Source organism: Syntrophomonas sp. UBA5494 (genome assembly GCF_002426325.1).
Genome location: NZ_DIPG01000132.1, coordinates 1 through 25,218, shown reverse-complemented (window position 1 = coordinate 25,218; position 25,218 = coordinate 1). Strand labels below are relative to the sequence as shown.

General features: G+C 50.4%; 22 protein-coding genes, 1 pseudogene and 1 other annotated feature. Of the genes and pseudogenes, 10 read left to right on the top strand and 13 right to left on the bottom strand.

Annotated elements, in window-relative coordinates:
• Window positions 1-658: pseudogene (locus B3W37_RS14870) on the bottom strand (hypothetical protein); the annotation flags it as partial.
• Between the two features lie 142 nt (window positions 659-800).
• Between B3W37_RS14870 and yyaC the strand changes: the two are divergent.
• Window positions 801-1,403: a spore protease YyaC gene (gene yyaC, locus B3W37_RS14865; RefSeq protein WP_483169530.1), complete on the top strand. Its 603-nt coding sequence runs from the start codon at window positions 801-803 to the stop codon at window positions 1,401-1,403.
• Window positions 1,404-1,453: 50 nt separating this feature from the next.
• Here yyaC and B3W37_RS14860 read toward each other — a convergent pair whose 3' ends face one another.
• From B3W37_RS14860 to rpmH, 12 genes are all read right to left on the bottom strand, one after another.
• Window positions 1,454-2,101 carry a phosphoribosyltransferase gene (locus B3W37_RS14860; RefSeq protein ID WP_483169528.1) on the bottom strand — a complete coding sequence of 216 codons (648 nt, stop codon included), beginning with the start codon at window positions 2,099-2,101 and terminating at the stop codon, window positions 1,454-1,456.
• A gap of 877 nt (window positions 2,102-2,978) precedes the next feature.
• Window positions 2,979-3,830, bottom strand: a complete 852-nt coding sequence (locus B3W37_RS14855; protein ID WP_483169526.1) for a ParB/RepB/Spo0J family partition protein — start codon at window positions 3,828-3,830, stop codon at window positions 2,979-2,981.
• Entirely contained in the window at window positions 3,823-4,644 is an 822-nt protein-coding gene (locus B3W37_RS14850; RefSeq protein WP_481041940.1) for a ParA family protein, read from the bottom strand. The genes B3W37_RS14855 and B3W37_RS14850 overlap by 8 nt, the downstream gene beginning before the upstream one ends.
• Window positions 4,645-4,766: 122 nt before the next feature.
• The gene (gene noc, locus B3W37_RS14845) at window positions 4,767-5,624 is read right to left on the bottom strand and encodes a nucleoid occlusion protein (protein WP_483169525.1); all 858 of its coding nucleotides are present in this window, start codon (window positions 5,622-5,624) and stop codon (window positions 4,767-4,769) included.
• 14 nt (window positions 5,625-5,638) lie between these two features.
• Window positions 5,639-6,286, bottom strand: coding sequence for a 16S rRNA (guanine(527)-N(7))-methyltransferase RsmG (gene rsmG / locus B3W37_RS14840; protein ID WP_483176262.1), 648 nt, complete (start codon window positions 6,284-6,286; stop codon window positions 5,639-5,641).
• A 6-nt stretch (window positions 6,287-6,292) separates the two neighbouring features.
• Window positions 6,293-8,170, bottom strand: coding sequence for a tRNA uridine-5-carboxymethylaminomethyl(34) synthesis enzyme MnmG (gene mnmG, locus B3W37_RS14835; RefSeq protein ID WP_483176261.1), 1,878 nt, complete (start codon window positions 8,168-8,170; stop codon window positions 6,293-6,295).
• A 29-nt stretch (window positions 8,171-8,199) separates the two neighbouring features.
• A complete protein-coding gene (gene mnmE / locus B3W37_RS14830) occupies window positions 8,200-9,579 on the bottom strand; it encodes a tRNA uridine-5-carboxymethylaminomethyl(34) synthesis GTPase MnmE (RefSeq protein ID WP_483169520.1) in 1,380 nt (459 codons plus the stop codon).
• A gap of 196 nt (window positions 9,580-9,775) precedes the next feature.
• A complete protein-coding gene (gene jag / locus B3W37_RS14825) occupies window positions 9,776-10,405 on the bottom strand; it encodes an RNA-binding cell elongation regulator Jag/EloR (protein ID WP_483169519.1) in 630 nt (209 codons plus the stop codon).
• Window positions 10,365-11,207 (bottom strand): YidC/Oxa1 family membrane protein insertase, encoded by an 843-nt coding sequence (locus B3W37_RS14820; RefSeq protein WP_483169518.1) that lies wholly within the window; start codon window positions 11,205-11,207, stop codon window positions 10,365-10,367. The genes jag and B3W37_RS14820 overlap by 41 nt, the downstream gene beginning before the upstream one ends.
• Before the next feature lie 93 nt (window positions 11,208-11,300).
• On the bottom strand, window positions 11,301-11,510 hold the full coding sequence (yidD, locus tag B3W37_RS14815) for a membrane protein insertion efficiency factor YidD (RefSeq protein WP_481041954.1): 210 nt from the start codon (window positions 11,508-11,510) through the stop codon (window positions 11,301-11,303).
• Window positions 11,504-11,839, bottom strand: coding sequence for a ribonuclease P protein component (gene rnpA / locus B3W37_RS14810; protein ID WP_481041956.1), 336 nt, complete (start codon window positions 11,837-11,839; stop codon window positions 11,504-11,506). The genes yidD and rnpA overlap by 7 nt, the downstream gene beginning before the upstream one ends.
• Window positions 11,840-11,880: 41 nt before the next feature.
• Complete coding sequence (rpmH, locus tag B3W37_RS14805; protein WP_481041958.1) at window positions 11,881-12,015, bottom strand: 50S ribosomal protein L34; 135 nt, start codon at window positions 12,013-12,015, stop codon at window positions 11,881-11,883.
• 259 nt (window positions 12,016-12,274) lie between these two features.
• Here rpmH and dnaA point away from each other — a divergent pair, with 259 nt between their 5' ends.
• From dnaA to serS, 9 genes are all read left to right on the top strand, one after another.
• A complete protein-coding gene (dnaA, locus tag B3W37_RS14800) occupies window positions 12,275-13,573 on the top strand; it encodes a chromosomal replication initiator protein DnaA (protein ID WP_483176260.1) in 1,299 nt (432 codons plus the stop codon).
• 229 nt (window positions 13,574-13,802) lie between these two features.
• A complete protein-coding gene (dnaN, locus tag B3W37_RS14795; protein ID WP_483176259.1) occupies window positions 13,803-14,942 on the top strand; it encodes a DNA polymerase III subunit beta in 1,140 nt (379 codons plus the stop codon).
• 21 nt (window positions 14,943-14,963) lie between these two features.
• The gene (gene recF / locus B3W37_RS14790; protein ID WP_483176258.1) at window positions 14,964-16,067 is read left to right on the top strand and encodes a DNA replication/repair protein RecF; all 1,104 of its coding nucleotides are present in this window, start codon (window positions 14,964-14,966) and stop codon (window positions 16,065-16,067) included.
• Window positions 16,068-16,069: 2 nt separating this feature from the next.
• Window positions 16,070-16,321 (top strand): extracellular matrix regulator RemB, encoded by a 252-nt coding sequence (gene remB, locus B3W37_RS14785; RefSeq protein WP_481041966.1) that lies wholly within the window; start codon window positions 16,070-16,072, stop codon window positions 16,319-16,321.
• A gap of 3 nt (window positions 16,322-16,324) precedes the next feature.
• Window positions 16,325-18,232, top strand: a complete 1,908-nt coding sequence (gene gyrB / locus B3W37_RS14780; protein WP_483171795.1) for a DNA topoisomerase (ATP-hydrolyzing) subunit B — start codon at window positions 16,325-16,327, stop codon at window positions 18,230-18,232.
• Between the two features lie 13 nt (window positions 18,233-18,245).
• Window positions 18,246-20,684 carry a DNA gyrase subunit A gene (gene gyrA / locus B3W37_RS14775; RefSeq protein ID WP_483176257.1) on the top strand — a complete coding sequence of 813 codons (2,439 nt, stop codon included), beginning with the start codon at window positions 18,246-18,248 and terminating at the stop codon, window positions 20,682-20,684.
• 94 nt (window positions 20,685-20,778) lie between these two features.
• Window positions 20,779-20,980, top strand: a binding site (T-box leader).
• Window positions 20,981-21,035: 55 nt separating this feature from the next.
• Complete coding sequence (locus B3W37_RS14770) at window positions 21,036-22,205, top strand: pyridoxal-phosphate-dependent aminotransferase family protein (protein ID WP_483176256.1); 1,170 nt, start codon at window positions 21,036-21,038, stop codon at window positions 22,203-22,205.
• Window positions 22,206-22,221: 16 nt separating this feature from the next.
• Entirely contained in the window at window positions 22,222-23,814 is a 1,593-nt protein-coding gene (gene serA, locus B3W37_RS14765) for a phosphoglycerate dehydrogenase (protein ID WP_483170144.1), read from the top strand.
• Window positions 23,815-23,838: 24 nt separating this feature from the next.
• Window positions 23,839-25,125, top strand: coding sequence for a serine--tRNA ligase (gene serS / locus B3W37_RS14760; RefSeq protein WP_483170145.1), 1,287 nt, complete (start codon window positions 23,839-23,841; stop codon window positions 25,123-25,125).
• Window positions 25,126-25,218: the final 93 nt, after the last annotated feature.

Genomic DNA, 25,218 nt, shown 5'->3' with positions numbered 1-25,218 from the left:
CCTTATCATTCATGAGTCCGCCATAAACTGCGCCAATAATACCCTTTTTAGGGGTGGTCAGCGATTGGTATTCCACCAGTACTACCATTGCCAGAGCGAAATTATAGGCGACATACAAAAATGCGGCCAGAAGCCAGTCGAGCTTCATGGGGGTGTGAACAAAGGCCGTCATTACAGCCGGATTGACCGGCGGGACATGGAAGGCGGCATAAGCGCTTATAATTAACAGCAGTACGATTTTTATGGGCACCAAAATATTATACGAGTATACCAGCCCTTTTTTGCCGGCCAAAAGGGCTATCAGAACAGCCAGGTAAGCCGTTGCGATACCCAGATTTTTGGGCAGATGCAAATGCTCGTGGAATACTGCTCCACTGGCGGATAACATGGTGCTGATTCCCAGGAACAAAAAACAGGCCAGACCCAAGTCAATCACCCGGCTAATGGAACTGCCCCCCATTATGAGCAGCAGATCCTGATAATTGGAGACCTTGTGGCGGTGAGCCAGATGCATCAAGAAGCCGCCGCATAGAGCGAATAAAACCAGGCTAAACAGCGCGCCCATTGCGCCGGCATCCCCGTAGCGCACAAAAAACTGCATTATCTCTTGACCGGAGGCAAAACCAGCCCCGATCACAGCCCCCAGGTAACCCCACACCAAGATAGCAGCCTGTCGGATAAGAAGCCCTCCCTTCCCCATTGGCTTCTTACATTAATATTCCAGCCCGGGGTCAAATAAAGCATAAAAATAATGGCAGTGGCTAGAATATGTATAAAACAGTTTAAAAGGGGGCCATATATTGCAGCTGCATATTAATCCTGTTGTGGAGGAAGCGGTTTCCTTTCATTATGATGATCCACTCTGTTTTAATCGCATTTATCAGTCGGTTTTTAAAAACCTGGTGGAGAATGACCCTAAGGCTGGCCGCGAACCGGTGTATGTTTGTATTGGTACTGACCGTGCCACCGGCGATTGTTTAGGGCCTCTGGTGGGCAGCAGGCTGAAAAGCCTGCTGCCATCAGCCCACATATTCGGCACCCTTGAAAACCCGGCTCACGCAGTCAACTTGGCCGAAACCCTGGATGAAATTAGCCGGAAGATCCCGCAGTCCTTGATTGTGGCCATAGATGCATGTCTGGGCAAGGTGGATCGGATCGGTTTTATAAATGTCAAGAAAGGCAGCCTGCAGCCGGGAACAGCCCTTAATAAGGAGCTTCCTGCGGTAGGCGATTTTCATGTTTCTGGGGTGGTCAATGTGGGAGGCTTGTTGGATCACCTGGTTTTGCAGAATACCCGTCTGTATGTGGTCTACCGGATGGCGGAATTAATAGCCGAAGGCCTGACTGTGGCCCATTTACAATACCTGCGCCTGCGCGAAAGAACTGCCCTGGCGGGGTCATAACCCAGATAATACTCTCCATTTTGCGGCACCCGGGCCTGCGCCCAAGACCGCTAGGTAGCCGCAGGGCTTTCATCCTCACAGCCAAGAATTTTAATGACCTCACAGTCTTCTACACTGCTGAATTCCTCATAAAACTGGCTGACGGCGTACATCTGCTGTGGAATATGCAGAACCAGGATTGCATCTGCCTCGTTTATTAAAGTACGATAGGCATTGCGCGAGCAGACCGGCACCGCTACGCGGATCTCCCTCACTCCCTGTCTTTTCAGGTAGCGGATGGCCGCCTTTATAGTAAAGCCGGTGGCAATGCCGTCATCTACCAGCAAAACCCTCAATCCTTTGAGGAGAATGGCCTTTTTATGGCTGCGAAACAAGTCAAGCTGCCGGTTCAGCTCTTTTTGCACCACCTGGGCCATACGTTTTATGGGTTCGCGCTGCTCCTCCCAAAGGTTCTGCAGCCGTTCATGCACCAGTATTTCACCATCGGGGGTTACCGCCCCGACCGCATATTCCGGCAGGCTGGGAGAGCCCATCTTCTTGGCCAGAACTACATCAAGCGGACAATTGAATTGCTTCGCTATCTGCCTGGCGGGAACGATGCCTCCGCAGGGGATCCCCAGGACGATATCGAATTCCCAGCCTTGTTCTTGTAAGGTCTTAACCAGCATATTGCCGGCCTCTACCCGGTTCTTAAACAATTATACCCTCTCCTCCTCAAGCTGCTGGAATATATTTGCAGCGCCCTGATCTCTCTGACCCGGCTCATATACTGTGCTTACATTCCGGTTTTTTCCAAGCGACCCTACATATAGCAGCCGCTATCACACTAATCAGGCCGGCGCCGCTTATTGCTACTTTTCCGTTAAGGCTGCCCTTCCTTAATTCAGGATCTTGGTGGATTGTCCCTCTGGCCGCCATCAAAGCCGCTATACTTTGATGTGAGAGGCTTTCCCGCTTCGCTTTATGCCGGTCAAATGTTTGCTATTTAATAATTATTGAGAATTGCAAAGGTAGGTTGGACTATGTTTTTGCGAATATCGATGCTACGGTCAGTCCTTCTATATCGCCAAGGTCCTTGAAAGCTGCTTGTAGCGTTTCTGCAAACCGCCAACGGTTATAACTGATCCTGGCCTGTTGCGCCGCTTAATGGTCATCAAACCCTGCTCCAAGCGATCCGTCCCTGTCTCTGCCTATGTTTTTATTTTTCGAATATTATTCCTTCATTATTACTGGACTGGATTCCTTCTTTTGCCATATCCCGGGGGCAGGGCAATGTTTCACGTGAAACATTCTACACCCCGGCAGGGTGCGGGAAATAAGCGGCGCTAAATGCTCCCTTGATATTCTTGCATTACATCTTAACAAGGCTCGGTCACAAATGCCCGGTTTGCTTTTCAACACCCGGCAATTTTTTGGCAGGTGAATCTTATAGCTGCTGTTTTTTACGGAATCGCCAGGTATGAATAGAAATGCCGGTCTCCTGCAGCGGAGGTCTGAATGAACAAGCATCCGGGGGTTTTTATTTTGATCTTTAAAGATTTAAAAGGAGGATAATGTTTCACGTGAAACATTCTGCTAAAGCCCTAGCAACTCCAGTACCCTTTCCAGGTCCTCATCATCATAATAGCTTATCTGTATTTTGCCCCCGCGAGGTCCCGGGTATATTTCCACCCGGGTGCTATAATGCTCTTGCAGTCTCTCTTCCAGATCTAAAATCTCCGCTGCTTTGATAGGGATATCCTCCACGGTCCTTTTTACTTTTTTCTTGCCCGCCCGCCCTTTGGCCTCGGCCTGCCGCACTGAAAGTTTATTTTTTATAATTTCCCCGGCCTGTATCAGTTGTGCCTTGGCATCCGGCAGTGTCAGCAAGGTGCGAGCGTGCCCGGCTGTTAACTGCCCGGCCTCTATCATCTGCAGTATCTCATCAGGAAGCGACAGAATGCGCATGGTATTGGCTACATGGGCCCGGCTTTTGCCTATAACTTCTGCAACCTTCTCCTGGGTATATCCGTAATGTTCCATAAGATGCCGGTAAGCCCTGGCTTCTTCTACAGCATTCAAATCTTCGCGCTGTATATTCTCAATTAATGAGATCTCGGCTGCTTCACGGTCTTTGATGTCCCTGATTATCGCCGGCAGGGAATCCAGGCCGGCCAGTTTAGCCGCTCTATAGCGCCGCTCCCCGGCAATAATCTCATATTTATTGCCCCGGGGCCGGAGCAAGAGGGGCTGCAGCAGGCCCTGAGCTTTGATTGACGCAGCCAATTCCTGTAGGGTCGCGTCGTTGAATCTGGTACGCGGCTGCCCCTGGCGCGGCATAATATGTTCAATTTCAATGTTGACGATCTGCTGACTGTCCAGGCCCATTAAATCAGTAGACAGCAGTGCATCCAGACCTCTTCCCAAGCCGCGTTCTTTCTTAGCCACGCCTGAGCACCTCCTGAGTGAATTCCTTATATATCTCGGCTCCCCTTGATCTGGAATCATATAGAACCACCGGTTTCCCGTGGCTGGGGGCTTCACTTAAGCGTACGTTGCGGGGAATAATGGTACGGTACACCTGTTTGCGAAAATGCTTTTTAACTTCATCAACCACCTGTATGGAAAGATTGGTTCTGCCGTCAAACATAGTAAAAACAATGCCCTCTATCTGCAGGGTTGGATTCAGGCGGCGTTTTACCAGAAGCACCGTATCTACCAGTTGGCTTAGGCCCTCCAGGGCATAATACTCGCACTGCAGAGGAATGATCACCGAATCGCTGGCCACCAGGGCGTTGATAGTCAAAAGCCCCAGTGACGGGGGGCAGTCGAACAAAATATAATGGTATTCATCATCAACCACCTTAATGGCGTTTTTGAGCCGGTGTTCGCGATGCTCCAATCCGGCCATTTCCACTTCGGCGCCGGCCAGTTGAATGGTGGCCGGAATCAGATCGAGCTTCTCCACCCGGGTGGGCGTGATCAGATCTGTAACCGGGCGTTGATCCAACAGCACATTATAAAGGCATTCTTTGAGGCTGCGCCGGTCGATGCCCAACCCGCTGCTGGCGTTGCCCTGAGGGTCGCAGTCCACCAGGAGCACTTTATATCCTTCCAGGGCCAGGCAGGCGGCCAGGTTCACGGCGGTAGTGGTTTTGCCCACCCCGCCCTTCTGATTGGCTAAAGCGATCTTTTTAACCGGACCCGCACCTATTTCTTGCTTTTGCTGCCGGGGCTTATTCCCTCTGCGTAACCATGCCATCTGCTTTACTATTTCCTCCACATGTCGAGTCTTTGTTTGTTATTATAGCAAAAAGCAACCATATTGTGTTTTTGTTACCATTAAACAGGCATAAAAAAAGGCGGGTTGCCCGCCGTCAAACCTTAAAATCCGCCGCTCATGCGCCGCGGTTTACGCACTTTGCCGATGCGAATATTGATCCGGTATTCATCCTCGCCGTCTTCCTCTTCAATTTGTATCTCTACCCCAATTTGCCGGGCGCGCCTCACCGTTTCTTTGATGGTGTTGATAAAAATGCGGGCGTCATGGATGATCATGGAAACTTGCTGCCCGCCGGGTTTGGCCTCGCTTTCCCGGGGCATGTTGTTTTTGCTCAGATCCTGTACCAATTTCTCGGTTTCTTTTACCGTCAACTCCTGTTCGTAGATCTGCTTAATGGCCGCGATCTGCAATTCAGGGCTGTTGAGCTTAAGCAGTGCCCGGGCGTGGCGCTCGCTGAGCATATCCGGCACTATAAGGCTCTGCACTTCCAGGGGCAGTTTTAGAAGTCTGAGCTTATTGGCTATGGCTGACTGGCTTTTGCCTATTTTGCGAGCCAGGTCCTCCTGAGTCATATCGAAATTATTGATTAACAGGCTATAGGCATTGGCTTCTTCAAAATAATTCAATTCCCGCCGCTGAATATTCTCAATAAGTGATACCGCCGCGGCGTTTTGATCATTCATGTTCTGCACAATGGCCGGGATGCGCTCCATCCCCAGCATACGGCAAGCCCGAAAGCGGCGCTCGCCGGCAATGATCTGGTATTCTCCTTCCACTGAGCGCACCACGATGGGCTGAATCAGTCCATAGGCTCTGATAGACTGAGCCAGTTTGAATAATTCCTCTTCATCAAACTGCTGCCGGGGCTGATAAGGATTAGGTCTGATAAGCTCCGCCGGGATCTGTTCGACCACCTTTTGCTGTCCTTTTCCGGTCATCTTCTCCCAGGCCTTAAACAATTCATATCCTCCTTTTACAAGGGACGTTTAGCGGGAATTCCCGGTCGTCGCGGGTAACGCGCCGGGGTAGGGGTGGTCTTTTTTACTACCAGCAAAATACGATCGCGTTCCTGCATCAAGGTATAATCATGCTGTTCGACCAGGACTCCTCCCAGGGTTTGCAGGGCATGCTGCGCTTCATCTATTTCCTGCTGATAATTGCGCCCCTTCCAAATAACCGCCTGCCCTCCCACAGTGAGCAAAGGCAGGGAAAGCTCCAAGAGTACGTTTAAAGCCGCCACCGCACGGCTGGTGCATAACTGGAATTGCTCGCGAAATCCCTCCTGATGTCCCAATATTTCGGCGCGCTCTGGGACTACTGCAACATTCGACAATTGCAGCTTAGCGGCCACATTATTTAGAAACTGCGCTTTTTTGCGGTCGGACTCCACCAGGGTCACCTGGCAGTCCGGGCGGCTAATAGCCAGAATCAGTCCGGGAAACCCGGCCCCGCTGCCGATATCAACCAGTCTTTTTCCAGATATATCCATAAGCTGGTTGGCCTGCAGGCTGTCCTCCACATGTTTGTCAATCTCTTCCGCCAGACTTTTGCGGCTCACCAAGTTTTGCTTTTTATTCTCTTCCTTTAGAATCTCAATAAATCTTTTTACTTTATATTCCATACCCGATCAGGATTTCCTTCTAGCTTTTTCCAGATTGATAAGCAGCACATTGATGTCAGCCGGGTTCACCCCTGAAATACGGGAAGCCTGACCTAGTGACCGGGGACGAATAGCCTGGAGCTTCTGCAGGGCCTCATTGGAAAGCCCGTACACTTCACCATAGTCTATATCCTCGGGGATTCTACGCTCTTCGAGTTTTTCGAACTTCTTCACCTGTTCCCGCTGTTTGTTGATATATCCCTCATATTTGCTCTGTATCTCCAACTGTTCCAGGATGTCGGGCGGGGCCTCCTCCAGCCAGCCCTGTTCTACCAACTGCCCGATTTCGATTTCGGGACGGCGCAACAACTCCCATAGGGAGATGCGGTCTTTTAAAGGAGCGCTGTTTTGGGCGGCCAAAAAGCTTGTCATTTTTGCGTCTCCAGGGGTGAAAGTGGTCTCAACCATCTGTTTTTTTGCTGCCTCCAGCCTGTCCAGCTTGAGGCTGAAAGCCTCCCAGCGCACATCATCCACCAATCCGATTTCGCGGCCTTTGGCGGTTAAACGCAAATCGGCATTATCCTGGCGCAGCAACAGGCGGTATTCTGCCCGTGAGGTCAGCAAGCGGTAGGGCTCATCATTTTCTTTGTTGACCAGATCGTCTATTAATACTCCCAGATAGGCTTCACTGCGCTTCAGAATCAAGACTTCCCGGTCTTGCACCTTGAGAGCGGCGTTGATGCCTGCTATAAGGCCCTGTCCGGCAGCCTCTTCGTATCCCGATGTCCCGTTTACCTGGCCGGCGGTGAACAGCCCGGGTATAACCCGGGTCTCCAGGGACAGCTTTAATTGCGAGGGAATCACGTAATCGTACTCGATAGCATAGCCTGTGCGCATCATGTGCACATTTTCCAGGCCCGGTATACTCCGCAATACCTGCAACTGCACGTCTTCAGGCAGACTGGTATTAAGTCCCTGTACATACATCTCATCGGTGTTGCGGCCCTCCGGTTCAATGAACAGCTGATGCGATGATTTATGGGAGAACCTCACCACTTTATCCTCGAATGACGGGCAATAGCGCGGGCCTCTTCCTTTGATTACCCCGGTGAACATGGGGGCCCGGTGGATATTGTCCATAACGATCTGGTGGGTGAGCGGGGTGCTGTGGGTCAGCCAGCAGGATATCTGTTGCCGCGGTTCCAGCGGGGAGAGGTAGGAAAATCGTAAAGGACGCTCGTCCCCGGGCTGTTCGATCATCTTGGAAAAATCCACCGAGCGCCGGTTTATGCGCGGCGGGGTGCCGGTCTTGAAGCGTCCCAGAGTGAGTCCCAGTTCCATCAGGCTTTGAGAGAGTTTCATAGCCGGCACCTGATTATTGGGGCCGCCATCATAGATGACATCTCCAATAATGATGCGTCCTTTCAGATAGGTTCCCGAAGTCACCACCACCGCCTTACAGAGGTACCGCGCCCCGGTTCTGGTGACAACCGCCGCAACTCCGCTTTGATCGGCTTCAATCTTCTCCACTTCGGCCATCAGCAGGTCGAGACCAGGTTGCTGCAAAAGGGTATCCACCATAGCCCAATGGTACTGATGCTTGTCGGCCTGAGCCCGCAGGGCCTGAACCGCAGGGCCTTTGCCGGTATTGATCATGCGCATCTGAATACAGGCTTTGTCGGTATTTATAGCCATTTCTCCGCCCAGAGCATCGATTTCTCTGACTACCTGAGCCTTGGCCGGCCCCCCCACAGAGGGATTGCATGGCATCAAGGCAATATGTTCGATGCTCAAAGTGGATAATAGGGTGCGGCATCCCATGCGGGCGGCCGCCAGGGCCGCTTCGCAGCCGGCGTGTCCGGCGCCAATCACCACAACATCATATGACCCCGCGTCATAAACCATAGCCTTCCTCCTGAATATATGGATAAACCTTATTTGCCAATACAAAAATCCCTGAATATACGTTCAATTGCATCCGCTTTCAAGCTCTTGCCGGTCAGCTCGCTCATATCCTCCAATAGCTCACTGATCTCAACCGCCAGGCAGTCAAGCGATACCTGGCCCAGTATCTCGCTAACAGACTCAATGTGCTCCTGACAGTCTTGTAAAATTTGCTGCTGGCGGGCGCTGAGAAGCATCTCCACCTCTCCCTCCCGGCCTAATCCGGACAAAATCATGGCTTCAACCCGGTTCTGCAACTCGTTTAAGCCCTGTTCTTCGCGGACCGAGCCAAAAATCACCGGTATGCCGGGAAAACAGGCCTGAATCCGCTCGTGATCGATCTGTTTTTCAACCAGGTCGTCTTTATTTATGAGAATAATGGTCCGGTCCGGATTAAGGCTGTGAAATACCTCTTCATCCTCCAAGGTGATGCCGGAAGTTATATCCAGCAGGAATATGGCCAGTGCCGCTTCGCTTATGGCCTGCTGCGCCATCTGTACTCCGATGGCCTCCACCCTATCCTCGGTTTTGCGTATACCGGCGGTGTCGATGAGGCGGACGGGAATGCCTTTAATATTCACATATTCTTCTATGATATCCCGGGTGGTTCCCGGTATTTCGGTAACAATGGCGCGGTCACGGCCGCTCAGCCAATTGAGCAAACTGGATTTGCCCACATTGGGTTTTCCACAGATAACCACCTTCACCCCGCTGCGGTAGATTTCAGCCCGTTTCCCGGCCGCAAGCAATTGGCCCAGGTGATGCTGTACTTCCGCCAGCAGTCTTGCAATTTCCTCATAATCCGGTTCGCCCACCTCTTCAGGAAAGTCGATACTGGCCTCTATAAGTGCTGCGGCCTGTATCAACCGGTCTTCCAGACGGTGTATATACCGGCTGTTATATCCGGAGAGCTGTTTCACAGCCAGGTTCAAAGCCTTTTTGCTTCTGGCCCGGATAATCTCGATGACCGCTTCTGCCTGGCTGGCATCAAGCCGCCCGTTAAGATAAGCCTGCTGGGTGAATTCCCCGGGATACGCCTCTCTGATCCCCTGGCCCAGAACCTGTTCCAAGCATTGGCGGGCAGCCAGAACACCGCCATGGCAATGTATTTCCACCGTGTCTTCAGCGGTATAGCTGTGCGGCTTGCGCATTACCGCCAGAAGGCATTCATCGATAGGCTGGCCCTGATCATCGACAATCCAGCCCAGAATCATCTGGTATCCGTGGAGTTGGTTCAGAGCGCGGTCTTTTATCCTGGGCTTAAAAATGGCCCCTACTTTGGCAATGGCCTCACTGCCGCTGACCCGGATAATGGCAATGCCACCTTCACCTGGCGGGGTGGCAATAGCCGCTATGGTTTCCTGCTGCATCTTTCAAAAACCTCTTTAACCCGGTTTGGTGTTGACTATAAATATCTTACCAGATTAAATACCGCTTTACACAAGGGCCCCGGCTGTTGTTCCCGCATAATTATGGCATTTAGCCGGCAATGTCGTGAAACTTTGCGGTCTGAATGCGGTTTAAAATGGCATAAAAAAAAGGCCCGTAATAAGGGCCTTTATTCATTTACCTTTTAAGAGATATCACTACTTTGCGATTAGGCTCATCTCCGGTCGAATAGGTGGTTACCTGGGGGTCGCTCTGTAAAGCGGTATGAACAATTCGCCTTTCCTGTGAACTCATCGGTCTCATTACCACATTTTTCTTAGTGTTTTTTACCTTATCCGACAACCGCAGGGCCAGGCTCTGCAAAGACTGTTCTTTCTTTTTTCGATAGTCTTCCACATCCAGGACGATGCGCATCTTTTCCTCCCGGTTGCGGTTGTGAATGAGTCCGACTACGAATTGCAGGGCATTTAAAGTCTCGCCTTTTCTACCGATCAGTAAGCCTACATCCTTGCCGGCAATATTGATCCGCACCCGGTCTTCTTCAACATCGACCTTATCAATGCGGTATGCCAGTTTCATGCGGTCCAGCAACTCCTCTAAAACCTTCTGGACATCTTCCCCCGGTTTCTCTCGTTTCGAAACCCTGACCACAGCCGGCTTTTTGCCCATAAATCCCAAAATACCCTTGGTAGGCTCTTCGATAACTTCAATCACCACATCATCGATGTCGCAACCTAGTTCATCAAGAGCTGCTTTGATGGCTTCATCAACGTTTTTTCCTCTTTTTTCGATTACTTGCTCTTCCATGGGTGTTCTTGCCTCCTTTGTCCCTCCCCGCTGTCTGTTCTTGTTCTAAATCGGAAGCCGGCTCATCATCCATTTCATCATCTATACCGGATGTATTTAGACGGGCTTCAATAGGCTGTTCAAATTTAGCCGCGACGGTTATTCCTGTTCCAGTATCCAGTTTTGCCTGTTTATGGCTGTGATTGACTAACAGCTGCTGCAGTATCCCTAAAATGTTAAAGGTAACCCAGTACAGTGCCAAACCCGCAGGAACTGTGGCTGCGATCCACGCCATCATCAAGGGCATCATATACATCATGGATTTCTGGGTAGGATCATCTGCATTGACGGTAGACACCTTCTGCTGCAGGTAAGTGGTTCCGGCGGAGAGTAATGCCAGTATAAATAGCGGATCCCTCTGGCCTAAATTGGAAATCCAGAAAAATGCCGCATGAGCTGGCTCCACAAACTGAAGATGCAGCAAGGACTGATAGAATGCTATAAATATCGGCATCTGTAAGAGCAACGGCAGACATCCGGCCAGTGGACTGACCCCCGATTCCTTATACAGTTCTGCCAACTTTTTCTGCATGACTTCGGGTTCATCTTTGTATCTTTCCTGTAGCTGTTTCATGCGCGGCTGGATTTCCTGCATATCCCGCATTGATTTCAACTGCTTCTGATTGATAGGGAAAAGCAGCAGCTTGATCAATAAAGTCATTAAAATAATCGCCAGCGCATAACTGGGAAATCCCAGGGTTACCGTAAAATCATACAGAAATTGAATCAGGCTAGTAAACCATTGAACAAAGGTTTGCCACAAACTAAGCCCTGCTATGAGCGACTATTCTTCGCCGCCAGCAGGTTTCACCTCCTTAAGAGTGAACCTCGTAATATGGTGTCAACGCTATAAATCTCAGGGCAGGGGATCATAACCCCCCGGATTAAAGGGATGACACCGGCAAATTCTCTTGACTGACAACCATCCTCCTTTTAATACCCCATACTTTTCAACTGCTTGCAACGAATAACTGGAACAGGAAGGATAAAAACGACAGGCAGGGAGCCTGAATACGCTGGTCTTCTGGTAGATTTTAATTATTGTCAAGACCGCTTTCTTTAACATAGCTTGGCTTTCTTCAGGGTAAACAACAGGTCTTTATGTAATTCTTCACAGCTGCTCTCTTTAATGCTGGGGCGCGCATTGATCACGACATCAAAGGGCTGCTTCAAGCCAGGCATGATCTCACGCCACAAGGCTCTGAGCCTTCTTTTGGCCCGGTTCCGAATCACAGCCTTGCCCACTTTCTTGCTTACGACAAAACCTACTCGGCTGCTTTCCCCTGCTCCGGGTCTAAAAAATAACAGTATATAGCGGCCCGATACTCTATGGCCAGATTTATAAATGTTGTGGAAATCTCGCCCCTGTTTAATCCGCTGTGATTTTGCTAACATTCAGGACCTTCCCAAAACAAATAAAGGCCGTTTTTGACGACCTATGCTGATAGCGACTTTCTGCCTTTTCTGCGCCTGGCAGCCAACACTTTTCTGCCGCTGGCGGTGGCCATCCTCTTTCTAAAACCGTGTACCTTTTTTCTCTGCCGGTTTTTAGGCTGGTATGTTCTTTTCATCTATGGTTGCCTCCCTTGTTATAAACACCATTTTATTATATTGACATAAGCCCCTTAATGTCAAGAATACCACGGATTCTAAATACTTCTAAAAAATGGCTTAATCTGCTATGATTATACTATATTTTCAGCTTGGCCTTAATAAAGGACAGTTGCGCTTGTGCAAAGCATTGGTTATCATTGGTTTCTGAGCGCTTATCCACAGCCTTTTAATTATTCACAGCAAGTTTATCCACAAACCAACAGGAGGCCTAAAGGAATGTCCATTGACCACGCCGTGATCTGGAATAAGATCATGCAATCTTTGCGCGAAGAAATCGGTTCCACCAGCTTTGACATCTGGTTCAGTTTAGTAAAATATGATTCTTTCCTTAATAATAACGTTATTATCAGTGTCCCTAATTCCCTGACTAAAGAATGGATTGAGTCACGCTACCTCGACAATATGCAAAAAAAGCTGCGCAGCATGACCAATCAGGATGTTTCACTGCTGCTTACCACAGATTCCAGTCTTGACAACAAAATTTCCTCACTCAACCGGAAATATACCTTTGACACCTTTGTGGTAGGAAACAGCAACCGTTTTGCCCATGCCGCCTGTTATGCGGTGGGGGAATCCCCTTTTAAGGCCTACAATCCTCTTTTTATTTACGGCGGGGTGGGTCTGGGCAAAACCCATTTGATGCAGGCTATCGGCCACCATATCCTGCGCAAAAACCCGCAATACTCGGTAATGTATGTTTCCAGCGAGCAGTTTACCAATGAATTGATAACCGCCATCAAAGACGACAGTACTTTCGGGTTTCGCAATAAATACCGCAATATCGATGTGCTGTTGATTGACGATATCCAGTTCTTAGCAGGCAAAGAGCGTACTCAGGAGGAATTCTTCCATACTTTTAATACTTTATACGAAGCCAATAAACAGCTGGTTATCTCCAGCGACCGTCCCCCCAGGAATATTCCCACCCTGGAGGACCGGCTGCGCTCCCGTTTCGAGTGGGGTCTAATCACCGATATTCAACCCCCCGATCTGGAAACCCGGGTGGCCATATTGCGCAAGAAAGCTCAGGCCGAAAATTTAAATATACCTTATGATATACTCGATTATATAGCCAATTATATCGATTCCAATATCCGGGAGCTGGAGGGCGCATTAATCCGTATGGTGGCCTATGCCACCATAACCAATAAACCGCTCAACATGTCCACCGCCAGTGAGGCCTTGAAAGATATTTTGCCACCGCCCCGCCCCAAAAAGATTACTATTGAACTGATTCAAAAAGAGGTGGCTTCCTATTATGGCATCGCCCTTTCGGAACTGCTTTCCAAAAAGCGCACCAAGCAGGTGGCTTATCCCCGGCAGATCGCCATGTACCTGTGTCGTAAAATGACTGACGCCTCCTACCCCCAGATAGGAGAACAATTTGGAGGGCGGGACCATACCACCGTCATCCATGCCAATGATAAGGTGGAAAAGGATTTGGATCTAGATGCTCAGCTGCAGTCCACAATCAACGTGCTGACCAGGAAACTAGACCCTAATATCCATGAATAAAGACAGTTATCAACAAAGTTATGCAGTTGCACAGTCTCAGTTTCGCCAGGATTCGAGGCAGATATACACATATTCAGCGGGCCTACTACGTATAATACTAAATTGTTAATAAGATGATGAAGATGATGCCGTCACCGGACAGATGATTTAAGATTCAAACGCATGAAATGCGGAGAGCAACACAAGGGACTGATCCCAGTAAAAACAGCGGGTTGGAGGCTTTTCAAAGATGAAATTTGTAATCGAGAAAAAAGAATTGTCGACTATGACCACCCTGGTGCACCGGGCTGCTTCCAGTAAGAATACCATCCCGGTATTATCCGGTTTACTGATTGAGGTGAGCCAGGATAAAGGCCTGGTGATGACTGCCACCGATATGGAGATCGGCATCAAGGCATTTTCCAGCCAGGTTGAAGTGGTAGATCCCGGCTCAGTGCTGGTAAATGCCCATTATTTCTCAGACTTTATAAAATTATTGCCCGATCTGCCCATTATCCTGGAATTAAACCCGGATACTGCAAAATTGGCCATTCAATACGGGCGCTCGTCGAGTTCGATCAATACTTATCGTGATTTCGAGTATCCTGATTTGCCTTTAAGCAATATGGAGCGCAAACTGAGCCTGCCCCAGCAGGTCTTGAAAGAAGCCCTGCGCAAGACCAGTTTCGCTGCCTCCCAGACCCACTTCCGCCAGGTCTTTACCGGGGTATTGTTTGATATCAACGCTGCCGGGGAGCTGCGGGTAGTGGCGTCAGACACGCACCGCATGGCCTACTACCGGCTGCCCCTGGAAGAAACGGTAGAAGAACCCATAAGCTTTATCATCCCCATCAGAACGGTAAACGAATTGATGCGCCTGATGGATGATTCCCCCGAACCGGTCAATATCGCCATCACCGATAACAATGCCCTTTTCTATCGCGACGAGGTAATCCTCCTGTCCCGTTTGATCGAGGGTCAATACCCTAGTTATGAACAGGTCATACCACCCAATTTCAATACCATGGTCAAGATCAACAGCCAGGTCCTGCTCAATACTCTGGAGCGCGCCAAGACCATGCCTACTGATGACAAGCTCAAAATCCAGCATGTGCAGCTGGAATTTTCCGAAAAAGAAGCAGTTGTACATTCATTCTCCGAGGCCATGGGCGAGATCAAGGAAGTCATCGAGGAAATCACCACCCAGGGCGACCCCGACCTTAAAATAGCCTTTAACACCAGTTATTTCCTGGACATCACCAAGCTGATGAATGGCGAGAGCGAAACCATGGATATAAATTTATCCGGTTCGCTGGGGCCGGCCATGATAAAAAATCCTGAAAAAGACAATTATATCTATATCCTGGTACCTCTGAGAACCAGCAGCTAAAGAGGGAGTGAGATTGGCCTTTTGCGATTAAATGAGATCCGCCTCAACCAGTTTCGCAACCTTATCCAGGTGCAATTCCAGCCCGAGTCAGGTTTAAATATTCTGAGTGGTGCCAATGCTCAAGGTAAGACCAACATATTGGAAGCGGTGTATTTTCTGGCTACCACTACGACTTTTCGCAGCGGCAAGGAAGCTAATTTGATCAACCATCAGGCTTCGCGCTGTTCGCTTCAGGCCCTTTACGAAAAAGAGGAGCGTAAGCTCGAGAGCCGCATCGGTTTGGATAGGGAAAAAGGCAAGGTTTTTGAAATTAACAGTAAAAAAGCCCATCGCAACCATGCTGATCGTCTGAGAGTGGTGTTGTTTACTCCAGACGATTTGTATTTGATAAAAGGCAGCCCGGCCAGGCGCCGGGAGTTTATTGATTTTGCTCTAGGTCAGATTTCACGGCCTTATGCCTATGAAATCAGTAATTACCAGGGATTGCTAAAGCGACGCAATGAAATGCTGCGTAAAGAACAGGGCAAAAGCAGGGTATTTGCCATAACTGATGAACTTTTCGTAAAGAGCGCTGCCGAGGTTGCCTTAAGCCGGATCCGCTTTGTGCATCGCTTGCAGGAGGCTGCCAGGTCCATTTATCAGCGCCTCGGCGGTGAATCTGAAAGTCTCCATTTGAGATATGCACTGTCTTTTCCGGTAGATAGTGATACAATTAACCTGGATATTCTCAGGGAACACTTGCTCCGTGCCGGGCATGAGAAAAGAACCCTGGAAACAATAAGAAGAGTAAGTTTAATAGGGCCGCATCTGGATGATCTCAATATTTATCTGGATGATAGGCTGGCCCGATTATTCGCATCGCAGGGACAACAACGCAATCTGGTCGTGGTCTTAAAATTGGCCGAGATCCATGCATTTGCTGACATCAGCGGATATTATCCCCTGTTTTTACTGGATGAAGTTCTGGCGGAATTGGATCAACACCGCAAAGCATTATTGCTGCAAGAACTCGCTCAGGCTGATTATCAGTCCTTTTTAACCTCCGTTGAGACCATATCTGCGGTTCCGTTCCAGGCCAGCAGTTATCTGGTGAGAAATGGAACCATTGCGCGAAAGGAGTTGTAACCATGTATATTCATCTCGGCAATAACTATATCATCTCCGCACCCAGTATTATTGCCATTTTGAATTATGAGCCTCCGGTATCAACCGATGTCCGTGATATCGTGGAAATTGCCCGGATGGAAAAAAATCTGGTCAGTATCAGTGAGAAGGGCAAGGAAAAAGCGGTCGTTATCTGTGACGACAAAGTGTACCTTTCGCCTATATCCTCCATTACCCTGTACAAGCGGGTATTTCATCACTTGAAGGAGGCATAATGCGTGCAAAACGGTAACAGTGAATATAATGCGGCCGACATTCAGGTCTTGGAAGGCTTGGAAGCAGTCCGCAAGCGTCCGGGAATGTATATCGGCTCTACCGGTTCCCGGGGGCTGCATCACCTGGTTTTCGAAATTGTGGACAACAGCATAGATGAGGCGGTTGCCGGTATCTGCGATTCCATAGAGGCGACCATACATCCCGGCAACCGGGTAACGGTTTGTGATAACGGACGCGGCATCCCGGTGGATATCCATCCCACCGTAGGAATCCCCGCCCTGGAAGTGATCATGACCACCCTGCATTCCGGCGGCAAATTCGGGGGCAGCGGATACACCATTTCAGGAGGTCTTCACGGGGTGGGTTTATCGGTGGTAAATGCCCTCTCCAGCGAAATGGAAGTCAAGGTACGCAGGGATAACCTGATATACCGGCAGTGTTATGAAAAAGGCAATCCCGTCAGCTCCCTGGAGGTATGCGGGGAAACCGATGAGACTGGTACCAGCATCAGTTTTCTGCCTGATGCCGAAATATTTGAAGAGACCGTTTTCGATCGGGAAATCATCATCCAGCGCTTAAGGGAGCTGTCATTTCTAAACCGGGGCCTTCGCATCAAGGTGAGCGACCTGCGGGAGGAGGAGCCTTACCAGAAGGAATTTTTCTATTCCGATGGGTTGCGTGATTTTATCACTTATGTAAATAAAAACAAAGAGATCATCAATGAAAAGCCGCTTTATTTTGAGACCCAAAAAGATGATGTGATTGTACAGGTGGCGGTTCAATACAATACCGGGTACAGTGAAAACCTGTATTCGTTTACCAACAATATCCGCACCCAGGAAGGCGGCACCCATGAAGTGGGCTTTAAAAACGGTTTAACCCGGGTTATCAACGACTACGCCCGCAAACATAATTTAATCAAGGACAATGACGGCAATCTCTCCGGTGAGGATATCCGTGAAGGCATGGCCGCCATCGTGTCGGTCTTGCTCAAAGACCCTCAATTTGAGGGACAAACTAAAACCAAGCTTGGCAACACTTATATTCGCGGCATCGTAGAAGGCGCCCTTTACGAAAACATGACCTATTTCTTGGAAGAAAATCCGCCTTTGGCCAAGAAGCTTCTGGATAAAGCCATCTCAGCACGCCGGGCCCGGGAGGCAGCCCGCAAAGCCCGGGAATTAACGCGCCGCAAGAGCGCCCTGGAAAGCACCACTCTTCCTGGCAAACTGGCCGATTGCAGCAATAAAAACCCGGCCTTGTGTGAGCTGTATATCGTGGAGGGCGATTCCGCAGGAGGTTCGGCCAAACAGGGACGAGACCGCGATTTCCAGGCTATTTTGCCCTTGCGCGGCAAGATCCTCAATGTGCAGAAATCCCGGCTGGACAAAGTGCTGTCAAATGAAGAGATCAAAGCCTTGATCACCGCCATCGGCACCGGTATATCCGAAGATTTTGAGATTAAGAAAGCGCGCTATCACAAGCTCTTTATCATGACTGATGCCGATGTGGACGGTTCGCATATCCGGGTCTTGCTTTTGACCTTTTTCTATCGCTATATGCGCGAGTTGATTGAAAACGGCTATGTATATATCGCCCAGCCGCCTCTGTACGGCCTGAAGCGGGGCAATGATATCCATTATTTCCACAATGATGAGGAGATGAACCTCTTCCTGCAAAACAGTGACAAGAAATGGGCGGTGCAGCGCTACAAAGGCCTGGGGGAAATGGATCCCGAACAGCTCTGGGATACCACTATGAATCCGGAAAACCGCACCATACTGCAGGTGAATATTCAGGATGCCATGCAGGCCGATGCTATTTTTTCCGATCTGATGGGCGACAATGTGCAGCCCCGCCGGGAGTTTATCGAAGCCAATGCCAGATATGTAACTAACCTTGATATATAGGGAGGTGTGATGAGTGGGAGAAGCTAACCTGTTTGATCGGGTAGTGCCGATCGATATAGAAAAAGAAGTTCAAAAATCATTCCTGGAATACTCTATGAGCGTAATCGTGTCGCGGGCTATACCGGATGTCAGGGACGGCCTCAAACCAGTGCACCGCCGCATTCTCTACGCTTTATATGACATGGGCATGACCCATGACAAGCCGCACAAAAAATCAGCCAACATCGTGGGAGAAGTGATGGGTAAATACCATCCTCACGGGGATGCGGCTATTTACGACACCATGGTTAAAATGGCCCAGGATTTCGCGATGCGTTATCCTTTGATCGACGGGCACGGCAACTTCGGTTCGGTGGACGGCGACTCGGCTGCAGCCATGCGTTACACCGAAAGCCGCATGTCCAAAATCGCTGCGGAGCTGTTGCGCGATATAGAAAAAGACACCGTGGACTGGCGCCCCAATTATGATGATTCCCGCCAGGAACCGCAGGTCTTGCCGGCCCGCATACCCAGCTTGCTGATAAACGGTTCCGCCGGAATCGCAGTGGGTATGGCCACCAATATCCCTCCCCATAACCTGGTGGAGGTGGTGAATGGCCTGGAAGCCTTGATTGCCAATCCGGACCTATCGATTGAAGAATTGAATGCCCATATACCCGGCCCGGACTTTCCCACCGCGGGGATTATCATGGGCACCGAGGGCATCAGGCAGGCTTATTTGACCGGGCGCGGCACGGTGCGCATCAGGGCCCGGCACACTATTGAAGAACGCAAAAACGGGCGCAATGCCATCATCGTCACCGAACTTCCTTACCAGGTCAACAAGTCACGACTGGTGGAAAAAATAGCCGAGCTGGTCAGAGACAAAAAGATTGACGGGATCGTTGACCTGCGCGATGAATCCAATCGCAACGGCATGCGCATCGTCATTGAAATTCGCAAAGATGTCAACGTTAATGTGGTGGTCAATAAACTCTTCCGGCATACGCAGATGGAAGACAGTTTCGGCATCATCATGCTGGGACTGGTGCATGGGCAGCCCAGGGTGTTAAACCTCAAGCAGATGCTGGAAAATTATCTGGAGCACCGCAAAGACGTCTTGACCAGGCGCACCCGCTATGAATTGAAAGTGGCCCGGGACCGGCTGCATATTGTGGAAGGGCTGCAAATAGCCATTGACCATCTGGATGAGGTATTGAACCTGATTCGCAGCAGCAAAGACCGAGAAGCGGCCCGCCAGGGTCTTATGGAACGCTTTAATCTGTCGGAGCGGCAGGCGAATGCCATTTTGGATATGCGCTTCGCACAGCTGACCGGCCTGGAAAGAGCCCGGCTGCAAGAGGAGCAGAGGGATCTCCTGGCTAAAATAGCCGATTATGAGGATATACTGGGGAATCCCCAGCGCATCTTAAACTTGATTCAAGCTGATCTGGAGGAGGTCAAGAAGAATTATGGAGATGCGCGCCGTACCGAGATCACTTTCGAAGAAAGTGATTACAACATCGAGGATCTCATCGAAGATCATGATGTAGTGGTTACCTTGAGCAACCGCGGCTACATCAAGCGCCAGCCGCTGGAGGCCTACCGGGCCCAGCGCCGGGGCGGGCGGGGCATAAGTTCAACCACCAACCGGGCTGAAGATGCTGCCGCCGATGTTCTGGTCACGAGCGTCTTATCCCAGGTGCTGTTCTTTACCAATCAAGGGCGCGTGTTTACCATTAAGGCTTATCGTCTGCCGGAATCAAGCCGGCAGGCTAAGGGCACCCCGGTTATAAACTTTTTGGACTTAAGACCCAATGAGCTTGTAACCACCATGGTGGCGGCACGCCAGATGGACGATACCAAAAACCTGATCATGCTGACCAAGAAGGGCATCATCAAAAAGACCCCCTTATCGGCCTTCAATAATATCAGAAAATCGGGGTTGATAGCGGTCAACCTCCGGGAGGACGACGAACTGGTGGGGGTGCGGCGCGTAGAAACTGGCGATCGCATCATGATAGCCAGTGCGCATGGTTTGTCCATCATGTTCGATGAAAGCCAGGTGCGCCCTATGGGCCGTACCGCAGCCGGGGTCAAAGCCATCAATTTAGCCCTCAATGACTACGTCATCGGCATAGACAAATATCGTGAAAAAGCCTGGGTATTGCTGGTGACTGAAAACGGCTACGGCAAACGCACCCCGGTGAACGAATTCAAAGAGCAAAAGAGGGGCGGTAAAGGCCTGAAAAGCATCGATATTCTGGGCAAGAACGGCAAACTGGTGGCTTTTCAGACCGTGGAAGACGGAGAAGAACTGGTCTTGCTGACCGGCGAAGGGCAATTGATACGCCTGGAAGTAGACGATATATCGGTTCAAAAACGCTACTCCCGGGGAGTCCTGCTGATGAAACTCCCCCCCGGCGATCATATTGTGGGACTGGCCAAATTCAGGGTCGAAAAAGAAGAATAACCCTTCAAAAAAGAATAAAGTGGTTTTTAAGTCGGATTTGGTTGCAAATGGGTAATCCATGTAATATAATAATGGCCAAACTCCACATTCAGTCAAAGCGGCGATGATAGGGAGCAGTATAATCCATGGCTGGCGAAGAGAGCTGGTGGTCGGTGCAAACCAGTGCAGCCTGGCTTGGAATCCACCCTGGAGCAGGCTGTGAAAGCAGTACCGGTGGCTACGTTATAGCCTCTAAGGGGGTGCCGAGAAGGCGCCAACAAGGGTGGCAACGCGGGAGAAAACCTCTCGTCCCTGCAGGGGCGGGAGGATTAATTTTTTGCAAATGTTTTACCAAGGAGGTTTTATCACATAATGATAGGGGAACAGTATTTATTGCTTCCCGGGCCGACGCCATTGCCTGAGCAGATCATCCGGGCCATGAGCCGCTCCATGATCAATCATCGCGGACCAGCCTTTCATGATCTATTGTTTGAGGTGACGGCAGGTATTCGCTCCATATATCAAACCCAGGGGGAGGTACTGATATACCCCTCCTCGGGGACGGGAGTGATGGAAGCGGCGGTAGCTAATTTTATCGCTCCGGGAGACCAGGTTCTGGCAGTATCCATTGGTGTTTTTGGAGATCGCTTTGCAGCCATCGCCCAGGCCTTTGGAGCTGCCGTGGAGAAGATTTCGGTGCCCTGGGGAAAGTCTGCCGACCCACAGCTTATTAAGGAGCGCATCGACCGGGACACGGATAAACGCATCAAAGCGGTTCTGGTGAGTCATAATGAGACCTCAACCGGGGTGGTTAACAATATAGCCGCTATCGCGGATGCCCTAGGGGATCATCCCGCCCTCTTCATTGTTGATACGGTTAGCGGATTGGCGGCTCATTCTTTTAAGATGGATGAGTGGCGGGTCGACGTAGCCGCCAGCGGATCGCAAAAAGCCTTTATGATACCTCCCGGTTTGGGATTTTTGGCTTTTAACCAGCGCGCTTTGAGTATTCATAAAAAAATAAATAACAGCAGATTTTACTGGGATGTAAGCACCGGATTAGAGTACCTGCAGAAGGGCCAGACGCCAACCACGCCGGCTATTTCCCTGTTTTACGGGCTGCAGGAAGCTCTGCGCATGATGGCTGAAGAAGGCCTGGACAACATTATCCGCCGGCACGCCTTTTACCGCGATTTGATAAGAGCAGCGGTCAGCGCAATGGGGTTGGGGCTCCTGGCCGAAGCTGAACAGGCCTCCTGTTCGGTGACCTCGGTTTTGGCTCCGCAGACACTGGGGGCTAACCAGATATGCCAGACCATGTTGCAGCAGTTCAACATCGTATTAGCCGGGGGACAGCAAAATCTATATGATGTGATCTTCAGGATCGGGCATCTGGGCTATGTTAGGGAATTAGACCTCTTAGCCATCCTGGCGGCATTGGAGATGATTCTCCATAAAATGGGCCATCCGGTGGAATTGGGGGCCGGAGTAAAAGTGGCCCAGGAGCACATACTGAAAAACCATAGCGATTTCGCAGGTTGAGGAAGGGGCAATTAGAATGGAAAAGAAAAAGGTCATCGTAACAGAACGAATCGCCGAAGAAGGCATTCTGCTGTTGAAAACCGAACTGGATGTTGACTACCGGGATGGCATATCCAGAGAAGAATTGTTGAAGATCATTGATCAATATGACGCCTTAATCGTTCGCAGTGTCACCCAGGTTAACGAAGAGCTCATATCACAGGGCAAGAATCTGAAAGTGGTGGGCCGGGCCGGCAACGGAGTAGACAATATCGATGTGGAGGTATGCACCCGTTACGGGGTTATTGTAGCCAACACCCCGGACAGCAACACGATCTCTGCGGCCGAGCAAACCATCAGCCTTTTGCTTTCTTCAGTGCGCAATACCGCTTGGGCCAGCCGTTATCTGAAAGAAGTCAAATGGGACCGCAAGCCATTCCGCGGAGTGGAGCTTTACGGGAAAAGTGTAGGCATAGTAGGCCTGGGCCGCATCGGATCCATGGTGGCGACCCGTCTCAAGTCCTTCAATATGCGGGTATTGGCCTATGACCCCTACATTGCCGATCAGCGCTTTGAACGCTTTGGGGTGGAAAAGGTCGAAACCTTGGAAGAATTGATGAAGCAGGTTGATTTTCTAACCGTTCATACCCCACGCAATGAAGAGACTATGCATATGATAGATGAGAAAATGTTTGCCCTGGCCAAAGACGGCATTGGCATCGTCAACTGTGCCCGGGGGGGTATCGTGAAGGAAGCTGCCATTATTGACGGACTGCGTTCCGGCAAGATCGCCAGTGCCGGGCTGGACGTGTTTGAAAAAGAGCCGGCCGAAGCCAATCCCCTGTTTGAGTTCAACAACGTGGTGGTTACTCCCCATTTGGGCGCAGACACCTTTGAAGCCCAGAAGCGGGTGGGAGAAACCATTGCCGAGCAGGTCATCAAAGCCCTGCGCGGTGAAATAGTGCCCAATGTGGTCAATCTGCCCACTATGGTCAACGATGAACTGAATTACCTGAAGCCCTATATTACCCTGGCTGAGAAAATGGGGATGTTCTATTATCAGATGGCCAAAGCCCCGCTAAGCAGGGTGGAATTGACCTATAGCGGTCCAATGACCATGAATGAGACCGAAATGCTGACCGTGGCTTTCTTAAGAGGGCTCTTGCTTCCGGTGATGGCTGAAAAGGTTAACTACGTCAATGCGCGCTTGATGGCGGATGAGCGTGGAATTGTGGTTTTCGAGCATAAAGAAGAACAGAGCACCCGGCGTTACAAGAATGTCATCACGGCCAAAATGTCCAACCACGAATTTACGCTGGAGTTGGCCGGCACCGTATCCAGGGCCCGAAATCCGCTCCTGGTCGAGATCAACGGTTATGAAACCGAAAACGATTTGGAAGGCTATATCATCATCGTCAAGAACGAGGATCGCCCCCGGGTTATCGGTCCTTTTGCCACTGCTCTGGGTGATGCCGGGGTAAATATAGCTTCCATGAAGACCGCACGCAAAACCAAAGGCGACATCGCCATCATGCTGCTCAATGTGGACAATAAGGCCGATGATGAGGTCTTGGAGTCCCTGAGCAAACTGGATGGCATTGTTGGTAAACCCAGGCTCCTGCACTTTTAGTAAAGGCTTGAAGGAGGTATTGCCATGTTAGATGCCAAACTTATCCGTGCCAAACCCCATATAGTGGAAGCCGCCCTGCAGAAACGGAATATTTCCGGAGCCCTGGACAGGTTTATCACCCTGGATGAAGAACGGCGCGCTATTTTAGGCAAGGTCGAGGAACTGAAGGGATTCCGCAACACCGCCTCTATGGAAGTGGGGCGTATGAAAAAAGAAGGCCTGGATCCGGCGGCTTTGATGGAAAAAGTGCGCCAGGTAGGTTTGGAAATAAAAAGCCTGGATGATCAGCTCAAAATCATCGAGACTAATCTGGACAATATACTTCTCAATATCCCCAACCTGCCCCATGAGTCGGTGCCGGTGGGGTTGGACGAGAATGACAACGTGGAAGTGCGCCGCTGGGGGGACCCCCGCCAGTTCGATTATGAGCCCAAAGCCCACTGGGATTTGGGGCCCGAGCTGGATGTGCTGGATTTTGAACGGGCAGCCAAGCTTTCCGGGGCCCGTTTTACCGTATATAAAGGCTCTGGCGCCAGGCTGGAACGAGCGGTGATCAATTTTTACCTGGATGTGCATACCGGGGAGCACGGCTATAAGGAGATCCTGCCCCCCTTTATGGTCAGCGCGGATTGCATGACCGGAACCGGCCAATTACCCAAGTTCGCTGAAGATATGTTCAAGGTAGAGGGCCGGGAGATGTATCTGGTGCCTACCGCAGAGGTTCCTCTGACTAATCTGTACCGGGAGGAGATTCTGGAAGCCGGGCAGCTGCCGATTTACCTGACCGCCTACACCCCGTGCTTTCGGGCTGAGGCCGGTTCTCACGGCAGGGACACCCGCGGAGTGATCCGCCAGCACCAGTTTAACAAGGTGGAACTGGTAAAGATCGTGGACCCGGAGCATTCCTACGAAGAACTGGAAGGCTTGACCGCTGACGCCGAAAAAGTCTTACAGCTCCTGGGGCTGCCCTACCGGGTAGTGCTATTGAGCACAGGGGATATGGGCTTTTCATCAGCCAAAACCTATGATCTGGAAGTGTGGATGCCCAGTTACCAGGCTTATAAAGAGATTTCTTCCTGTTCCAATTGCGAAGATTTCCAGGCCCGGCGGGCCAACATCCGTTTTCGCCCCGATGCCAAATCCAGGCCGCAATACGTGCACACCTTAAACGGTTCCGGGGTGGCAGTGGGGAGAACCGTGGCGGCTATTCTCGAAAACTATCAACAAGCAGACGGTTCCGTGGTAATACCGGAGGTTTTGCGCCCTTATATGGGAGGCCTGAAAGTAATAATTCCGGCGGAATCCGCATAGAAGGCTGGTTGACATTGAAGTAGCCCTGTGATATACTTTCTTTTGCATTGGATACGAATGGACCTTCGCAATGGAGGGGTGTCCGAGCGGTTG